This is a genomic window from Aquimarina sp. KJ22-3 (genome assembly GCF_055808215.1).
Map to the genome: position 1 here is coordinate 3,437,486 of NZ_CM147859.1, position 17,541 is coordinate 3,455,026.

Genomic DNA, 17,541 nt, shown 5'->3' on the forward strand with positions numbered 1-17,541 from the left:
TCTATTTTATATTCTTATTTATTTTGTTTTTTTGGTTTAAAAAGCCCAAACCAATTTGGATTAAGGAATTTCAATTTTATCAAAACCCAAAGGATCACGACAAAACACAATCCGATAACTATAGAATTTATAGCACTTATCTGCATTTGTGTTTCGAATAAAAACCTCAGATATAAAGAGGCGATAACATATACCCCAATAAAGATATCTGATATTAAAGGTTTTAAAGATAATTTCATGGTTATCTATTTATAAATTACACTATCGTTGTTTGCGCACAACATCAAAAGTTAATTCAATAATTCATTAATTTCTGCCACTAGCTTTTTCACAGAAAAAGGTTTAGTTAAGTATTTATCTGCTCCTAGCTTCAATCCTTTTTCGATGTCTGTGGCTTTATTTTTAGCCGAAAGAAATACTACTTTAGTATGCTCAAGGCTTTTATCATTTTTTATTTCTTTCAGTGTTTCGTATCCATCAACATTAGGCATCATAATATCTAAAAGCACCAGATCAGGAATCTTTTCTTTTGCTATCTGCAATGCTTCGCTACCATCTCTAGCAATATATACTTCAAAATTTTTCTTTTTGAAGGTATATTCTAACGACATTACAATATTAGGTTCATCATCTACAATTAATATTTTCTTCATACGTTTTTAGCATTGACTCGAGGTTATCTTATTTGGGGATAGTAAACAGAAAACGTGCTCCTTCTTTATATTTTTTATCCACCCAGATCTTCCCATTATGACTTTCTACAATCTTTTTACTAATCGCCAAACCTAATCCACTACCTATTGGTTTTTTGGTGTTCTGGTTTTTTGATTGGTAAAATTTATCAAAAATATAGCTCATTTCCTCTTTTGGGATACCTTTTCCGTTATCCTCTACAAGAATTTCTACCATTTGCCTTTTTTGTCGAACCTGTACTTTGATTTTTCCGGTGTTTTCACTAGAAAACTTCAGTGCATTTGACAATAGATTGGTGAGCACCTGGATGATTCGATCTTCGTCATAATTCGCCTTTATTTGATAATCATTTTCATGAACTAATTGAACCCCTTTATTCTTAGCTATTTGTTCTATACCATGAATTGCTTTATCAATAGTTTGGCCTATTTCTCTATGCTCCATTTCCAAATGTTCCTGACCCATGGAAAGCTTTTCTAGATCCAGAATATTATGAATTAATCGTGTTAATCGATTGGAATCCATTACAATATTCTCCAAGAACTTTCTTTTTAAATCCTCCGGCATATCGTCTTCATCTGTTAGCACTTCTGAAGCGGCTCGTATAGAGGTCACAGGTGTCTTAAGTTCATGCGCAATGGTGTCCAAAAATTCATCCTTTAATCGATCTTGCTCTAGTAATTCTGTATTTGCAGTTTTCAGTTTCTCTGTTAGCTGAGTAAGTTCTTGGGATTTTTCTTGCAAGGCTTTATTGACCGCTATGGTTTCTTTGGATTCTTCTAATATCTTCAAAACTTCAAGAAGACTTACTGGTTCCTCTTTTGCTACACTACTGATCAGTATTCTAGCAGAAGCCGTACCTATGCTCCCTGTAAGTAATTTTTCGGAAAACTTGATTAACCTGGCATCAGCCATTTGCTCCTCCTTAGAAATTCCATATTTCAAATGAAACGTATTCAGCGCTTTTTCTGTTCGCTCCTCTCCTAGGAATCGGTTTAACACCTCTCTAATATCAGAAATAAAGGCTTCTCCTTTCCATACAAATGCTCCATCCTGCAGATTTGCATAATTACTGCTATTCACAAACATTTCGGCATAATTACGCTCTCGATAATTTCCTTTAGAAAGTAACGAAATGATCAAAAAACTTAGCGTATTAAAAAACATACTCCAGAAGAATGAGTGTGCTTCTGGTCCCAAAAAGTCCAATCCAAACAGTGCATACGGTTTTAATAATGCTATCCCGAATAATCCTTTTTCTACAAACAAATTATTACCGGTAAGCACATTAACAATAAGAGGCAAAATCAATGTGTAAATCACTACCGAAACTCCAACGATCATTCCTACTTTTACTGCTTTGGCAGAACCTCGATTCCAGAAAAGGCCAATAAAAAAGGAAGGAGCCAATTGGGCGATAACTGCAAATGAAATTAAACCAATAGAAAACAGGGATAACTCATAAGAAAAGTTGATATAGAAAAAATATGCTGCAATAATCAACGTAAAAATGGAAATGCGTCTTATGTTTTTGATATACTTGGCATTCTTTTCGGGGTTTCCTTTAATAAACTTGTCCAAAAATCCATATGGAATAATCAAGTTATTACTCACCATTGTGGAAAGTGCTAAGGTTGAAACCACCACCATTGAGATTACTGCTGAAAATCCCCCAAGAAAAACCAATAGAGCGAGGAAGATGTTGCCTTCTTGTAAGGGAAGCAATAAGGTGTAATAGTCATGGTTTACATCTCCTAAAACCTTTAGGTTTCCTGCCCAAGCAATAAAAATCACAAAGAGATTGAATAACAAAAGGTATAGTGGGAACATCCAAATGGCTTTTTTCAAATAGCGTTCTCGATCATTTTCTACGACTGCCACATGAAACTGTCGAGGTAATAGAAAAATGGCAAAAAAGGAAAGCATGATGGTAAACATCCAATTAAAACCAGATTCTAACCCATTGAAGGAGGTTATTTTTTTGAAATTTTCAAGCATAGAAGCCTGTTGGTAAATGTCACCCGTTCCATCAAACATAAAAAAAGTGACGTATATTCCTATCACCAGGAAAAAGGCCAGTTTTAGAATGGATTCTACAGCTACTGTGGTCATTATTCCTTTACGATGTTGAGAAGCATCTGCAGCTTGAGTTCCAAAAAAAGCAACAAAAACTGCGAGTAATACAGCTATATAAAATGTAGAATCATCTACAATCAATGTAGAGTTATAACTTGTTTCATCTGTAATGATCTCAAAAGTCTCCGAAATTGCCTTTAGCTGTAAAGAAATATAAGGAACGATAGCAAACACACAGATAATGGTAACCAAAGCTCCCAAAAAACGATTGTTACCATATCGCAACGATATAAAGTCTGCAATACTCGATACTTTATGCTGTTTGGATATTCGGATAATTCTTCGCATTACCAATATCCACAGAGGAATCGAGATTACTGGTCCCAAATAGATCGTAAGAAAACTTATCCCTGATTGGGAGGCAATTCCAACACTTCCGTAATAGGTCCAGGCCGAACAGTACACTGCCAACGACAACACATAGATATATGGGTTATTCACCCATTTGCTTTTTGAATTTTTTCGGCCCAAAAGGCTACCAAAAACAAAAAGGTCAAATAGACAATAATGATAGATATCAATAGATAATTATTCATAGTGTCTATGCAAAATGATATATGAAATGAAAATTGCCAGTATCCATATCAGGAAAATAAAGAAATAGATCATCGGGAAACCAAAAATTTCGCCAGACTGATCAAAAATCAATACCAAAGGAACATTCCATAGTAAAAACAGCACAAATGATAGTACTATAAGTTTTTGCTGATGTCTTTTTTTCATTTTTGAACTCATCCTATAAATTTAGAAAAAACGGCACTATATCGCCAACTATAGTACCGTATTCAACTAAATTAAAAATTAATGTCCAGTAGCTTCTCCTGCTCCACTGGGGATTCTGATATCTTCTACGATATCTTGAACTTCACTTGGTGGTGCCGAAGTCATTCTGGAGACAATAACAGATACAACAACATTTACGATCATAGCAATCGTACCAAAACCTTCTGGAGATGTCCCAAACCACCACTCTTCTTTTGGTCGCGGTTCCATTACTCCTATAAGCCCGGTTTTGTAAACGATCATATATACTAGCATCAAGGTAATCCCGACAATCATGCCGGCCACTGCCCCTTGCCTGTTCATCCGTTTGTCAAAAATCCCAAGGATAATCGCCGGAAAGAACGAGGCGGCGGCCAGACCAAATGCAAGTGCGACGACGGCGGCGACAAATCCTGGTGGGTAAATCCCAAACAACCCTGCAACGATAATAGCAAACAAAATACTAATACGGGCCGCCCATAACTCTCCTTTTTCGGAAATATCGGGCTTAATTTGCTTTTTGATTAGATCATGAGAAATAGAAGTGGATATCACCAAAAGTAATCCTGCTGCAGTTGATAATGCCGCAGCCAATCCTCCTGCCGCTACCAATGCAACTACCCAGTTTGGTAATTTGGCAATCTCTGGATTGGCCAACACCATAATATCTCTATCCACATATAGTTCATTCTCTGCACTACTTGCATTAGCCACCAATCGTTCTCCATTTACTCCACGTTCTCCGGTATACTTTGGTTTTCCTTCAGTAGCACTCCCGTTTACATATTGTATTTTTCCATCTCCATTTTTATCAGACCAGGCAATTAGCCCAGTATTTTCCCAATTTTTAAACCATTCTGGCACTTCTTTATAGGAATTATCACTTACAGTTTCAATCAAATTGGTTCTTGCAAAAACCGCAATTGCAGGTGCAGTGGTATATAAAATAGCTATAAACAACAATGCTAACCCTGCTGATTTACGTGCATCTTTTACCTTAGGAACGGTAAAAAAGCGTACGATTACGTGAGGTAATCCGGCGGTACCTACCATAAGTGCCAAAGTAATCGCAAATACATCCCAGGTAGATTTTGAACCATCTGTATATTCATTAAAACCTAATTGCGTATGTAAGGTATCCAGTTTTTCTAAGAGGTATGTTCCATCTTCTACAGTACCTCCCATTCCTATTTGTGGGATGATATTTCCTGTCATTTGCATCGAGATAAAAAATGCAGGAACCATAAATGCGAAAATCAAAACACAGTATTGCGCGACCTGTGTATAGGTGATTCCTTTCATTCCACCAAGAAAAGCAAATACCAGAACTACTGCCATCCCGATAATAACTCCTAAATTAATATCTACTTGCAAGAATTGAGAAAACACAATCCCAACTCCTCGCATTTGTCCTGCTACGTAAGTGAAAGAAACAATCAAAGCACAAATAACAGCAACGGTTCTTGCGGTATTCGAATAATATCGATCTCCTATAAAATCTGGGACAGTAAACTTTCCAAATTTCCGTAGATACGGTGCTAGCAAAAGTGCTAACAACACATAACCACCGGTCCATCCCATAAGGAAAACAGAACCATCATATCCCATGAAAGAGATTAATCCTGCCATAGAAATAAATGAGGCTGCGCTCATCCAATCGGCAGCTGTAGCCATCCCATTAGCCAATGGTGAAACTCCTCCTCCGGCTACGTAAAAATCTTTGGTAGAGCCTGCTCTGGCCCAAATAGCGATCCCAAAATAAAGGGTAAAAGTAATCCCTACTAAAATCCATGTCCATACTTGAACGCTCATAATGCTATATTTTTTTGGTTAGTATTAAGATTACTCGTCGTAACCATATTTTTTATCTAGTTTATTCATCAATCGAACATATACGAAAATCAGAATCACAAAGGTGTAAATCGACCCCTGTTGTGCAAACCAAAATCCTAGTTTGAATCCTCCTAGCCGTATATTGTTGAGTGCGTCTTTGAAAAGAATTCCTGCTCCATAAGAAACCAGAAACCAAATAATGAGAAGAATAACCAAATACTTTAGGTTCTGTTTCCAGTAAGCCACCGCTTTTTCTTTATCTGTCATAATTATAGATTTTTATAAATATATCATTGCTTGCAGGGTAACAAAGCTTTGCGCATCGTTATCCCCATATTTTGTATTTAAATATTCTAAAGTTATTTTAGAATGATGCCCGCTGAAATACGCATTAGCTCCTACTCCAAAAGTTGTGGCATTATCATCTATCGCATCTATCGATCTTGTATTAAAAGAAGCATAAGGCTGAAACTTGGTTTTCTTGTTATCGTTAGGAATAACATATCCAACATGACCATAGATCATCGAACCTGTTTCATAAGTTTGCCCTAAGGTAAAGTTTTCTCCGTAATCATTATTCTGATAAGTGGCATAGGCTGTAATTGCAGAACCATTTTCTCCTATTGGTGCATCATAGAAAGCATCTACAGCGAAAATGGCCACATCTTCACCTTCAAGATCTCCTGCTGTATTTGCAACCACACTACCTTTGGGGTGAAAGAAAAACCCTGCTCCAACATTAAATACTTTCTTACCTCCCAGATAAGTTCCTACTTTGTAAGGAAGAAAATTAGATTCCTGATCAAAAAAATTGAAATCAAAATATCCTGCAAAGTTCTTTCCCGCATCTTTGGACCCTAGTAACCTTCTCCCTGCATATACTGCAGGACCATCTGCAACAGGATCTGTTCCTTCCTGAAGATTGTTGGTCCCCGATTCATTGATGGATACCCGATATTGAAGCTTACCAAAATTACCTTTGGCATAAATCCCAATATGTCTGGCAAACTGATCGGATAGCCCTATCGTTGCCCAGGACTGTCGGTTATTATCTAACGTCATGATGTTAAGGGTACTTTGATTATTGAGTCGGGAGATTCCATTCCAATAGTGCAAACCGGCTCCAATAGCATGGTTGGCATTTAAGTTATATTGTCCCCATACGTCATGAAAAAAGAGTTGAGATTCTTCCCCTCGGCCCAAGGGACTTTGATTATTTGCATTCAAACTATTAAGACCAAAATGTGTAAGAATCAAAAAGTCTTTGTTTATCTGCGAATAAGTAAGAATACGAGCTCTTCGAATACTCATGCTTGTATTACTTACGTCGTCGGGAACCTCATCCTGGTATCTTGCCCAGAATTGTGCCCAGGATATAATCCTGAAATATTTTGAACCGTCCTCGTTTAATTTCACCTTAAGTCCGCCTGTATAATCCGGCGATCCCTGAGAGTATGTATAGTGGCAAGTAAGAAGAAGCATACCTACCAATATGATTAGCTGTTTTCTCATAGAGTTTTAAAGATTAGATTAGTAATAAATTGATTTTGTGCGCGATACTAATCTCCAAAAAACCATCAGTTAAGAAAAAACTAATATAGTTATTCGTTAATTTAATATAGTTAATCTCTAAAACGTTCCCATTTAATCAACATAAACTTATCACCAAGTTCGGTTACTACTACCCCCGCTCCTGATAAATTTTGTACATCATTAAAATAAATAGCAAGCTCTGAAGCATTTAGAATTTTGTAAGTAGGATGATAATTAGAATTGTAAGGTCGCTTGATATTGTATTTTTTAACCCAGTTCATAATACTTACGTGTGAAATCCCTAAAATACGCTCAATTTCTCGATAGGTGAGCCCCTCCAAATACAACTGTAAAGCCTTATTGACATAGTAATCATCTATTTTCTTACCTATCTTATTTACGGAGAAAAAGTAGCCACAAGATTTACATTTAAACCGTTGACGATCATTAACTACTCCACTCTTGATATAGTCTTCAGAACCACAATTAGGACAGGATTCAATTTTCATATATATTTATTTAGCATAAATATATTAATTTAGCAATAAAATCACAAAATACCTCTCGATTTCATATCAAAATCTCAATTTAAATCTTAAAACAATAAGTAATCACCAACATTAAAAACATACTAAAACTGTAAATCTGTAGTTTCTCTTTATTAAATTTTGATTTAATACGATAGATTTAGTAGCTTTTCTCCCTCAAACAACAAATGCCCCATGAAAAACAAAAACCTAACCAAATATGCTATATACGCCGTTGCTGTTTTGTGTGCTGCGTTAATCAATGAACACATCATTAAGTATGTAAAAAAACATGTGGATCAACAAGGGTATCTATTGGTACTTATCGATATGGCTATCGTTGTACTTATTTTCGCTCCAACTTTTGCGTTGGTTACCAAATACACCAAGAAATTTTCTAAGGTTTATCTAGACACTTCCAAAAAAATGTCTACTAGTAAAAATGGAACCTTATTTGGCTTTGCAGTGGCTGTTTTTATCTTGTTCGTATTGTATGCTAGTTTAAGGCATAATATCGACGTTCTGAAGGATTTAAAAACGATATTACCTTAATCATTATATATCACATATTAAAATTGCTTCCTTCAACGCTTGCAATTTATCTTCGTAGGTAGGAATAAACTCCTGGGCAACATATCCGTTATAACCTGTACTCAAAATAGCCCGCATTATTGCAGGGTAATTCAGTTCTTGTTTGTCATTAATTTCATTTCTTCCAGGAACGCCTCCTGTATGATAATGATTGATATACTTATGATACTTCGTAATAGTAGCGATAATATCACCTTCCATAATTTGCATATGGTAGATATCGTACAACAATTTAAAATTATCAGATCCTATCTTATCTACCAAACGAATTCCCCAAGGGGTGTGATCACATTGATAATCTGCATGATCTACTTTACTATTAAGCAATTCCATAACCAAAGTAACATTATTCTTTTCTGCATGTTTTACTAATGTATCTAAGCCTTGAGCGCAATTTTCTAACCCCAATTCGTTGGATATTCCATGACGGTTCCCAGAAAAGACAATAACTTGTTGTATCCCAGCATTCGCCGCCTTAGAAATCAACTCCATATATTGTTGCTGTAATGCTTTATGATTTTTAGGATTGTTGAATCCATGAATAATGTTTGCAAAAGAGTCTGTTGCCAACGAGCAACTAACTCCCTTATCCTTAACCACTTTCCATTCATCAGGTTTTAAAAGATCAATTCCTACTAATCCTAAATCCTTCCCCTTTTCTGCGAATTCTTCTAAAGGAATATTCTGATAACACCATCTACAAGCCGAATGGTTAATATTCCTATTCAGCTTTGATTGAGTCGACTTGGTGTTACCCAATTTTTTTCTGGTTCACCCACTATAAGCGGCATACCCATACCTGCTGCTCCAATTCCTAGTGATATGTTTTTTATCACTTGTCTTCGACTTACTTTTGACTTACTCATTTTCAGAATTATTTTAATGATACAGGTATATACAACTACTTAGCATTTTCATGCATAAATATTTCGATTTCTTCTTTACTAAATACAGGATTTGCCCCCTTGCTACCTGCAACCATTGCACCTACTGCACAAGCACGATCGATGGCTTCTTGTGGCTGGGATTTTGTCAATAATTTGGAAATCAGCATCGCCAAAAAAGAATCTCCCGCTCCTACGGTATCCACGACCTTTATTTTATATCCAGAGTTGTTATAAAACTCATTATCAAAAAACAGAGCTGCTCCTTTTCCACCTTTTGTAATACAAATTTGATCAGTTTTTGTTTCTTTAGCGAGTGCTTTCACTTGGTTTTCTAACGTACTCTCCTGGATGTTTAGGTGTTCACAAATTTTTTCCAATTCTTCATCGTTTAACTTGATAAAATCAGCTTGGTTCATTAGTTGTGACAATAGGGAAGCATCATAATGAGGAGGTCTAAGATTCACATCCAACACTTTGTACTGCGCTCTTTCCAACAATTTCAGAAGGGTATTTCTACTTTCTTCACTTCTACTAGCAAGACTACCAAACACAAAGGCGTCTGAACTTACTACTAATTGTTCCATCTCATGAGTATATTCAATAAAATCCCAGGCTACAGGTTTACTAATCTCGTAAGATGCTGTACCACCACTATCCAAAGTAACTAGCACTTCGCCAGTAATATGTTTAATATCTTCTTGAAAGATATTGTTACGCATACCTTGTTTTTCTACATACGCTACGATATCGCTTCCCAAATCATCATTTCCTATTCTGGTGATTAAGGAAGTGTTGATTCCCATAGTATGCAATCGTAAAGCTACATTAAGTGGAGCGCCACCTATTTTTCGATGGGTAGGAAATATATCCCATAATACTTCTCCAAAACAGGTTATTTTCATAAGTAATTAGTTTTCTTTGATTAGTTGTTGACTCACATTTTCTAATGAAATTCCTTTAGTTTCCGGCATTAAAAAGATCACAAACAGCAGCTGAAATATCATCATAACAGCAAAAATCATAAACACCATCCCTGAACCTATCGTAGAAAATAGCAGTGGTACTAATGAGGGAATAATTGCTGCTAGTATCCAATGCACAGAGCTGCCAAATGCCTGGCCTGAAGCTCTTAAATGATTTGGAAAAATTTCGGCAATAAATACCCAAATAACTGCTCCCTGCCCAATGGCATGCGATGCGATAAAAACAAACAAAAATATTGGAACTGCCATCCCTCCCCAATCGAGGAAAAAGGCCATAGATACCAAACTCAACGATATAATGTATCCTGCAGATCCTATATACATCAGTGATTTTCTACCCAAACGATCAATAAGAACCACACCGATAAGGGTAAAAATCAAATTAGTTACCCCGATACCAATGCTACTCAATAACGCTGTACTTTTTCCTAATCCTGCTTCTTCAAAAATCCTGGGAGCATAGTACAAAAAGGCATTAATCCCCGAAAACTGATTAAAAAACGCGATCAAAAAAGCCAATAGCAGCGGAAAACGATATTTCTTCAAAAAATATGTTCTTCAGAGATTACTTGCTTAGTACTCATTTGCAATTCATCCATCAAGGATGTTATATCGGTTTCTGGGTCAATAATGCGAAGTGTTTCCTGAGCTTCATTGATCTTTCCCTTTGAAATCAACCATCTTGGGCTTTTAGGAATTTTAAATGCCAAAAGTGTGTATAGCAAAGCTGGTATTGCCTCTACTCCCAACATCCAACGCCAGGCAGATTCTTCTATAGCACTTAAAAAATAATTGGAGGCAAAAGCCAATAGTATACCCATTACAATATTGAACTGATATAAGGCTACTAATCGACCTCTATCTTTTGCTGGGGCCATTTCTGAAATGTATGCTGGACCAGCAATTGTTGATGCTCCAACACCTAACCCTCCCAAAAATCTAAACAATGCAAAAGTCCAAGGATCATTTACCAATGCCGATCCTGTTGCCGATATCAAATAAAATACTCCTATCCAAAGTAAGGTCTTTTTTCTTCCCAATTGATTGGTAGGGATCCCACCAAAAATAGCTCCTATTACCGTTCCCCATAAAGCCATAGCCATTACCACAGAACCATGAAATGCATCTGATGTACTCCATAACTCCTGTAAGCTTTGATCCGCCCCAGAAATCACTACCGTATCAAATCCAAATAAAAAACCAGCCAATGCCGCAGTAAGAGACCAAAAAAATAACTTACTCATATCAGGAAAACTTGTGTGAATTTTCTTTTCTAAAGGTAATTTTTTTAGACTGGTATACCAAAAAAACAACCCCCATAGGTTAACAACTCCTTGGGGGTCTAGACTGAAGCTAAAAAATTAAACTAACTCAACTTACACTCAATTAAACACGCTCCAGTTTCTCTTCTATTTGGTTTAAACATAAATTATTAATACTACCCACATGAGTATGTGTGGTATTTTTTTCGGGATGATAATTCCCTTCTTCTATATCCTTTCCGATTTTCACATAAGCCTCTCTAAAGGTCATACCCTGCATAACCAATGCATTTAAGGTATCTACACTAAAGAGGTAATCATATTTTGGATCTTTCAAAATACCTTCGTTTACCGTTACTTGTTGTAATGCATATACAGACATCTCCAGCGAAGCTTTTAGATCCTGAATAGCAGGAACTATTCCCTCTTTTAGTAATTGAAGATCTCTATGATAACCACTTGGAAGGTTTGCCGTTAGTAACGTGAGCTCATACGGAAGTCCCTGTATCTTATTACACTTCCCTCTAATCAACTCAAAAACATCCGGATTCTTTTTATGAGGCATAATACTGGATCCCGTAGTTAACTCTGAAGGGATGCTCATAAAATCAAAGTTCTGACTCATATACAGACACACATCCATCGCTAACTTTGACAATGTTGCCGCTACACTACTAATCGCAAAAGAAACGGACTTTTCTGATTTTCCTCTACTCATTTGAGCAGCTACTACATTGTATTTCAAGCTTGCAAAATCTAGCTCTTGTGTTGTAAACTCCCTATCGATCGGAAATGAGCTCCCATAACCTGCAGCACTCCCTAACGGATTTTGATCCACCACTTGTAACGCAGCATTCACAAAAAACAAATCATCTACAAAACTCTCTGCATAGGCAGAGAACCACAATCCAAAAGAAGAAGGCATTGCAATCTGTAAATGCGTATATCCTGGAAGCAATACATTCTTGAACTCATTTGCTCTGGATAGTAGTACTTTTGAAAGTTCTTTGACCTGACTTTTTATTTGTTGTAACTCATCTTTAAGGTATAAATGCATAGCTACCAAAACCTGATCATTTCTAGATCGTGCAGTATGTATTTTTTTACCTGCTTCTCCTATCTGATGCGTTAATTCGTATTCTATTTTTGAATGCACATCTTCAAACTGATTTTCGATAGTAAAGGATCCTTCATCTATTTGTTTGTTGAGTTCATTCAATACGTTTTCTATACTTGAAATTTCTGTTTCTGAAAGTAATCCGATCTTGTGTAACATTTTACCATGAGCCAACGTTGCACGTATATCATATTTGGCAATAACTAAATCCAATTGCCTGTCATTACCTACGGTAAATCTATCTATTTTTTCGTCTGTGGGTAATCCCTTGTCCCAAAGTTTCATCTGTTTATACTTATTGTTTTTTAATTGTCAGATGGAATAGCCATATCATCATATCAATGAGCATCTCACTTTTTTGTTATGGCTTATTTCATCTCTCTCTTTTCTTTAAATTATTCCCTCTAAAATTTTCACATACAAGGCTACGCCTTCTTTTATCTCATCCACATAAATAAACTCATTTGCCGAATGCGATCGCGTAGAATCGCCTGGGCCCAGCTTTAACGAGGGACAGCTCAATACCGATTGATCAGATAGCGTTGGTGATCCATAAGTTGTTCTTCCCAGAGCAATCCCAGATTTTACAATAGGATGATCCATGGGTATGGAAGAAGATCCCAGGTGTAATGATCTTGGTGTTACCGTAACATGAGGTGGCATGTTTTCTTTTACCATTGCTAAAATTTCTTCGTTCTTATATTTATCATTGACCCGGATGTCTACTACCAGATCACAATGAGAAGGAACCACATTATGCTGGTTCCCTGCACTTACTTGGGTAACAGTCATTTTAACTTTACCTAGAGTTTCTGACTCTTTTTCGAAGGTAAAATCTTTAAACCATTGCAATACTTCTAAGGTCTTATAAATGGAATTATCATCATTGGGATGCGCAGCGTGACTTGATGTTCCCTGCACAGAAACATCCAGAACTAACAATCCTTTTTCGGCTACTGCCAATTGCAGGAGCGTAGGTTCTCCTACCACAGCAAACTCAACATTCTTAAGGTGTTTCAGCACACTTTTCAGACCCAATGGACCACTACTTTCTTCTTCGGCAGATGCAACTACTACCAAATTGTAGGCCAGGTTTTCTTTATGATAGAAATACGTAAATGTTGCCAGCAACGAAACCAGACAACCTCCAGCATCATTACTTCCTAGACCAAATAATTTTCCATCTTCAACAAATGCTTGAAAAGGATCATTGGTGTAATTTCCATTTGGTTTTACAGTATCGTGATGAGAATTCAGAAGAATAGTGGGTTTTGCAGCATCAAAGTGCATGTTGTACGCCCATATATTGTTATTCTCTCTTTCAAAAGGAATTTTACGCGTATCGAACCACTCTTCAATTAACAAAGCAGTGTTCTCTTCTTCTGAAGAAAAAGAAGGGGTTTCTATTAGTTTTTTTAATAACTCAATGGCATTATCTGTAAGCGTCGAAATCTCGAAACCCGTAAACCCTTCTTTATGTAGACTAGTACTCATTTTATGATTGAATGTTTTTTTATCTATCTTGATTTATAAACTCAAGGTAGTATGTTTTATGGTTTTATCTTTTATAAATTCGGTGTTTGCAATATGTACGCTAGCTACATTCTTTTGCAATGCATCAAAACAATTCTGTAATTTTGGGAGCATTCCATCGGCTATTACCTCATCATCTCTAAGCTTTGCATATTTTTCTAAATTAATATGTTCTATAACAGAATCCTTATTATTGATATCTTCCAAAACACCTTTCAGTTCAAAACAGTAGAACAGGGACACTTCAAAATGAGCGCTCATTGCAGAGGCAATCTCTGAGGCTATCGTATCGGCATTGGTATTTAACAATTGCCCATTTCCATCATGAGTGATTGCACAAAACACAGGAATGATCCCCATATCCAATACCCCTTTTATCATCTTATCATTTACCTTCTCTACATCGCCTACAAAACCGTAATTCACAAATTGTGCAGGTCTTTTGGTTGCCATAATTGTATTTGCATCTGCACCGGTTAATCCTAGTGCCGGACTACCATGTTTTTGCAGCCCAGCAACAATATTTTTATTGATTAACCCAGCATAAGTCATCACAACAACATCCAAATTTGCTGCCGAGGTTATTCTTCTGCCGTCGATCATTTCGGTTTTGATCCCAAGTTTTTTTGAAAGCTGTGTTGCTGACTTTCCGCCTCCATGAATCAAAATTTTAGGCCCTTCTATTTTTGAAAAGTCCATCAAAAATTGATTTAGCGCATCTTTGTCTTCAATAATATTGCCTCCTATTTTTGCTACTAATAACTGCTTCATGATCCCTTCAATCCTTTCAATATTTTTTTCAATACCAATTGTGCTGCATAGGTTCTATTGTTGGCCTGCTGAATTACAATTGCATCTTTACTTTCAATCACTGCATCATCTACGACTACATTTCGTCTTACTGGTAAACAATGCATAAATTTGGCCTGGTTGGTCAGCTTCATTTTTATCTTCAGTAATTTTCCAAGTAGTATCGGTTGATAGCACTTTTCCGTAGTCCTGGTAAGCACTCCAGTTTTTGACGTAAATAAAATCTGCATCTTTAAACGCATTCTCCTGGTTGTAATCAATGGGCACCTCTTTAGTAATCTGACTGGCTAACTCATATCCCTTTGGATGGGTAATTACAAAATGCGCGTCCATTCGTTGCATCATCTCTACAAAAGAGTTGGCAACAGCCTGGGGCAAAGCTTTTGGATGCGGTGCCCATGATAATACAACCTTTGGTTTCTTCTTTTTTATGTTCGGTAATAGTAATTGCATCTGTAAGTGCTTGTAATGGATGACCTGTAGCGCTTTCCATATTCACTACTGGAATGGTCGCGTATTCCATAAAGCTTTTTAACACCTTTTCGCTGTAATCCTCTTCTTTATCTTTTAAATGTGCAAATGCTCGAATGGCCAGTATATCACAATATTGTGAAACCACTTGTGCTGCTTCCTTAACATGTTCAGAATTTCCCTGATCCATGATGGTACCGTCACCATATTCTAAAGACCAGCCTTCTCCTGTAAAATTCATCACCATCACATTCATCCCCAGATTAAGTGCAGCCTTTTGTGTGCTTAATCGAGTACGTAGACTGGGATTAAAAAACAACAACCCTATGGTTTTGTCCTCTCCCAGTTTTTTATCCTGTAGTGGTTCCTTTTTTAACGCTATAGCTTGATCCACCCAATCTTCAACATTATCTATATCTGCTATTGAAAAGTAATTATTCATTATATACTGCTTTTGTTATTCTTGTAAAAGGGACCTTGTCCTCAATTACATCGGTAATAAAATTATCGTTAAGCCCATTTACAATCCATGTTTCTATCTCAGCAGCCTGGGCAATTTTTGCTGCTTCAATTTTTGAACGCATCCCACCAGTACCATGAGAAGACACTGCACTCACGATCTCTTGTTCCAACTCTTCTACATCTACTACATCGGTAATCGTTTGGTAGGTCTTATTTTGAATGGATGCTTTTGTACAAATTCCATTGGTATTGGTAGCAACGACAAGTAAATCTGCATCTAACAACACTGCTGTTAACCCCGCTAACTTATCATTATCTCCAAATTGGATTTCGTCTGTAGCCACAGTGTCATTTTCATTGATGATCGGGATATAGTTATTAGCAACCAACACATTAATAGTATTCACAATATTTTGTTTTGATTCCTCTCTTTCAAAATCCGAATAAGACAACAAACACTGAGATGTCAACAAACCAAGATCTCTAAAACTCTCTTGAAAAATTCGCATTAAGTGTGGCTGGCCAATGGATGCCAATGCTTGTTTTACATTGATTTCCTTACCATTACTCTCCAAATTCACAAATTGTTTGGCTACAGCTATAGCACCAGAGCTTACAATCACAAACTCATAGCCATCCTGTAGAGCTACAATCTGCCTACCGATATCTTCGATTTTTCCTCTCGAAATCTGATCCGTTTCTTTGGTCAAGGTATTGGATCCTATTTTGAGTACAATTCTTTTCTTATCTGATCTGCCCTTCTCCATGTATATACCATTTGTTGGTTACCAAATGTTGTAAACCAATTGGTCCTCTTTGATGTAATTTATCTGTACTGATTGCCAGCTCTCCTCCTAATCCCAACTGAAACCCATCTGTAAATCGAGTGGAAGCATTATGATATACTGCTGCACAATCAACCGACATCATAAACTGATCTGCAATCTGCTGATTTCTAGTAATGATTGCCGCAGAATGTCCTCCACTATATTCATTAATCTTATCAATTGCTTCTTTGTTATTCGTGGTTTCACCAATTACAATTTTGTAATCCAAAAACTCTTCAAACCAGATCTTATCATTCTCGATGGTCTTTACCTCCTCATATTTAGCCAAAGACGAATCTCCAATAATTTCTACATCATAATCTTTGAGTGCTGTAATCAGGTTTCTTACAAAATCCTCTTTATTGGGTAAGTTTTTATCAATCAAAACCTTATCAACCGCATTACACGCAGAGATTTTATCGGTTTTACCGTTGATGATATTATCCAGCGCCAGAGCGCTATCCGCTTCATCATGAACATATACAAAATTGTTTCCTCGACCACTAACGATCACTGGGCAGGTAGCATGTTGCTTTACAAATGCGATCAGTTTTTCTCCTCCTCTAGGGACAATAAGATCTACTCTTTGCGTTGGATGTTCCAAAAACTCCTGGGTTTTCTCTCGATCATAATTCAAGTAGGCAATCCAATCTATAGTAGCTTCAACACTTGCTAGTGCCTCATGCCATAACTTCACTATTTCCAGATTAGAGTTTAGAGATTCCTTACCTCCTTTTAGTAAAATTTTATTTCCAGATTTGAACGCAATTCCAGCAGCCTCGACGGTCACATCTGGTCTTGATTCGTAGATGATAAGTACCGTACCAAAAGGAGCTGTTTTATTAAAAACATGCATTCCATTTTCGTGTTCAAATTGAAAACGTTCTACTCCTAAAGGATCCTCTAGATTTGCCAATTGTTCTAATGCATCAATCATCCCCTGTACTTTAGCCTTATCAACCTTCAATCGGTCGTACATTGCTTTATCCTCTCCAGAGTAACTGTTCAGATCCTTTTGATTGGCCGTGATCAAAGTTTCCTTATTTTTAGCAATCAACTCCGCCATCTTTAGCAAAACTGCATTTCGTTGTTCTATGTTCAGTACTGCTTCCAT

Annotated in this window: 18 protein-coding genes and 1 pseudogene; 1 reads left to right on the plus strand and 18 read right to left on the minus strand. The window is 36.7% G+C overall.

The annotated features are described in order from the left end of the window. Positions 1-290 precede the first annotated feature (290 nt). The 7 genes from AC0L3Q_RS15805 to AC0L3Q_RS15835 all read right to left on the minus strand — a co-directional run bounded on the left by AC0L3Q_RS15805 (position 291) and on the right by AC0L3Q_RS15835 (position 7,466). Positions 291-653 carry a response regulator transcription factor gene (locus AC0L3Q_RS15805; protein WP_473280880.1) on the minus strand — a complete coding sequence of 121 codons (363 nt, stop codon included), beginning with the start codon at positions 651-653 and terminating at the stop codon, positions 291-293. A 28-nt stretch (positions 654-681) separates the two neighbouring features. Then, positions 682-3,270, minus strand: a complete 2,589-nt coding sequence (locus tag AC0L3Q_RS15810; RefSeq protein WP_473280882.1) for an ATP-binding protein — start codon at positions 3,268-3,270, stop codon at positions 682-684. 87 nt (positions 3,271-3,357) lie between these two features. Then, positions 3,358-3,552: a hypothetical protein gene (locus tag AC0L3Q_RS15815; protein ID WP_073316409.1), complete on the minus strand. Its 195-nt coding sequence runs from the start codon at positions 3,550-3,552 to the stop codon at positions 3,358-3,360. Between the two features lie 78 nt (positions 3,553-3,630). Further along, positions 3,631-5,403: a sodium:solute symporter family protein gene (locus tag AC0L3Q_RS15820; protein WP_473280884.1), complete on the minus strand. Its 1,773-nt coding sequence runs from the start codon at positions 5,401-5,403 to the stop codon at positions 3,631-3,633. Between the two features lie 30 nt (positions 5,404-5,433). Beyond that, positions 5,434-5,691 carry a DUF4212 domain-containing protein gene (locus AC0L3Q_RS15825; protein WP_073316407.1) on the minus strand — a complete coding sequence of 86 codons (258 nt, stop codon included), beginning with the start codon at positions 5,689-5,691 and terminating at the stop codon, positions 5,434-5,436. A gap of 12 nt (positions 5,692-5,703) precedes the next feature. Further along, on the minus strand, positions 5,704-6,936 hold the full coding sequence (locus AC0L3Q_RS15830) for a hypothetical protein (RefSeq protein ID WP_473280886.1): 1,233 nt from the start codon (positions 6,934-6,936) through the stop codon (positions 5,704-5,706). 110 nt (positions 6,937-7,046) lie between these two features. Further along, entirely contained in the window at positions 7,047-7,466 is a 420-nt protein-coding gene (locus AC0L3Q_RS15835; RefSeq protein ID WP_473280888.1) for a transposase, read from the minus strand. Positions 7,467-7,679: 213 nt separating this feature from the next. On the opposite strand from AC0L3Q_RS15835, the gene AC0L3Q_RS15840 reads away from it, so the two are divergent. Beyond that, positions 7,680-8,036: a hypothetical protein gene (locus AC0L3Q_RS15840; protein ID WP_073316404.1), complete on the plus strand. Its 357-nt coding sequence runs from the start codon at positions 7,680-7,682 to the stop codon at positions 8,034-8,036. 3 nt (positions 8,037-8,039) lie between these two features. Here AC0L3Q_RS15840 and AC0L3Q_RS15845 read toward each other — a convergent pair whose 3' ends face one another. The 11 genes and pseudogenes from AC0L3Q_RS15845 to AC0L3Q_RS15895 form a co-directional block, all read right to left on the minus strand. Next, positions 8,040-8,834 (minus strand): hydroxypyruvate isomerase family protein, encoded by a 795-nt coding sequence (locus AC0L3Q_RS15845; RefSeq protein ID WP_473280890.1) that lies wholly within the window; start codon positions 8,832-8,834, stop codon positions 8,040-8,042. After that, positions 8,801-8,941: a hypothetical protein gene (locus tag AC0L3Q_RS15850; RefSeq protein ID WP_473280892.1), complete on the minus strand. Its 141-nt coding sequence runs from the start codon at positions 8,939-8,941 to the stop codon at positions 8,801-8,803. Before AC0L3Q_RS15850 ends, AC0L3Q_RS15845 begins: the two co-directional genes overlap by 34 nt. Before the next feature lie 35 nt (positions 8,942-8,976). Further along, positions 8,977-9,864, minus strand: coding sequence for a carbohydrate kinase family protein (locus AC0L3Q_RS15855; RefSeq protein WP_473280894.1), 888 nt, complete (start codon positions 9,862-9,864; stop codon positions 8,977-8,979). 6 nt (positions 9,865-9,870) lie between these two features. Further along, positions 9,871-10,491 carry an MFS transporter gene (locus AC0L3Q_RS15860; RefSeq protein WP_473280896.1) on the minus strand — a complete coding sequence of 207 codons (621 nt, stop codon included), beginning with the start codon at positions 10,489-10,491 and terminating at the stop codon, positions 9,871-9,873. After that, the gene (locus tag AC0L3Q_RS15865; RefSeq protein WP_473280898.1) at positions 10,488-11,189 is read right to left on the minus strand and encodes an MFS transporter; all 702 of its coding nucleotides are present in this window, start codon (positions 11,187-11,189) and stop codon (positions 10,488-10,490) included. The genes AC0L3Q_RS15860 and AC0L3Q_RS15865 overlap by 4 nt, the downstream gene beginning before the upstream one ends. Before the next feature lie 142 nt (positions 11,190-11,331). Then, positions 11,332-12,609 (minus strand): argininosuccinate lyase, encoded by a 1,278-nt coding sequence (gene argH, locus AC0L3Q_RS15870; RefSeq protein WP_473280900.1) that lies wholly within the window; start codon positions 12,607-12,609, stop codon positions 11,332-11,334. A gap of 105 nt (positions 12,610-12,714) precedes the next feature. Then, positions 12,715-13,818 (minus strand): M20 family metallo-hydrolase, encoded by a 1,104-nt coding sequence (locus AC0L3Q_RS15875; RefSeq protein ID WP_473280902.1) that lies wholly within the window; start codon positions 13,816-13,818, stop codon positions 12,715-12,717. A 33-nt stretch (positions 13,819-13,851) separates the two neighbouring features. Further along, complete coding sequence (gene argB, locus AC0L3Q_RS15880) at positions 13,852-14,628, minus strand: acetylglutamate kinase (protein WP_473280904.1); 777 nt, start codon at positions 14,626-14,628, stop codon at positions 13,852-13,854. After that, positions 14,625-15,580: pseudogene (locus tag AC0L3Q_RS15885) on the minus strand (N-acetylornithine carbamoyltransferase). Before AC0L3Q_RS15885 ends, argB begins: the two are co-directional and overlap by 4 nt. Beyond that, the gene (gene proB, locus AC0L3Q_RS15890; RefSeq protein WP_473280906.1) at positions 15,573-16,367 is read right to left on the minus strand and encodes a glutamate 5-kinase; all 795 of its coding nucleotides are present in this window, start codon (positions 16,365-16,367) and stop codon (positions 15,573-15,575) included. The pseudogene AC0L3Q_RS15885 and the gene proB overlap by 8 nt, the downstream one beginning before the upstream one ends. Continuing rightward, a complete protein-coding gene (locus tag AC0L3Q_RS15895; RefSeq protein WP_473280908.1) occupies positions 16,345-17,541 on the minus strand; it encodes a glutamate-5-semialdehyde dehydrogenase in 1,197 nt (398 codons plus the stop codon). The genes proB and AC0L3Q_RS15895 overlap by 23 nt, the downstream gene beginning before the upstream one ends.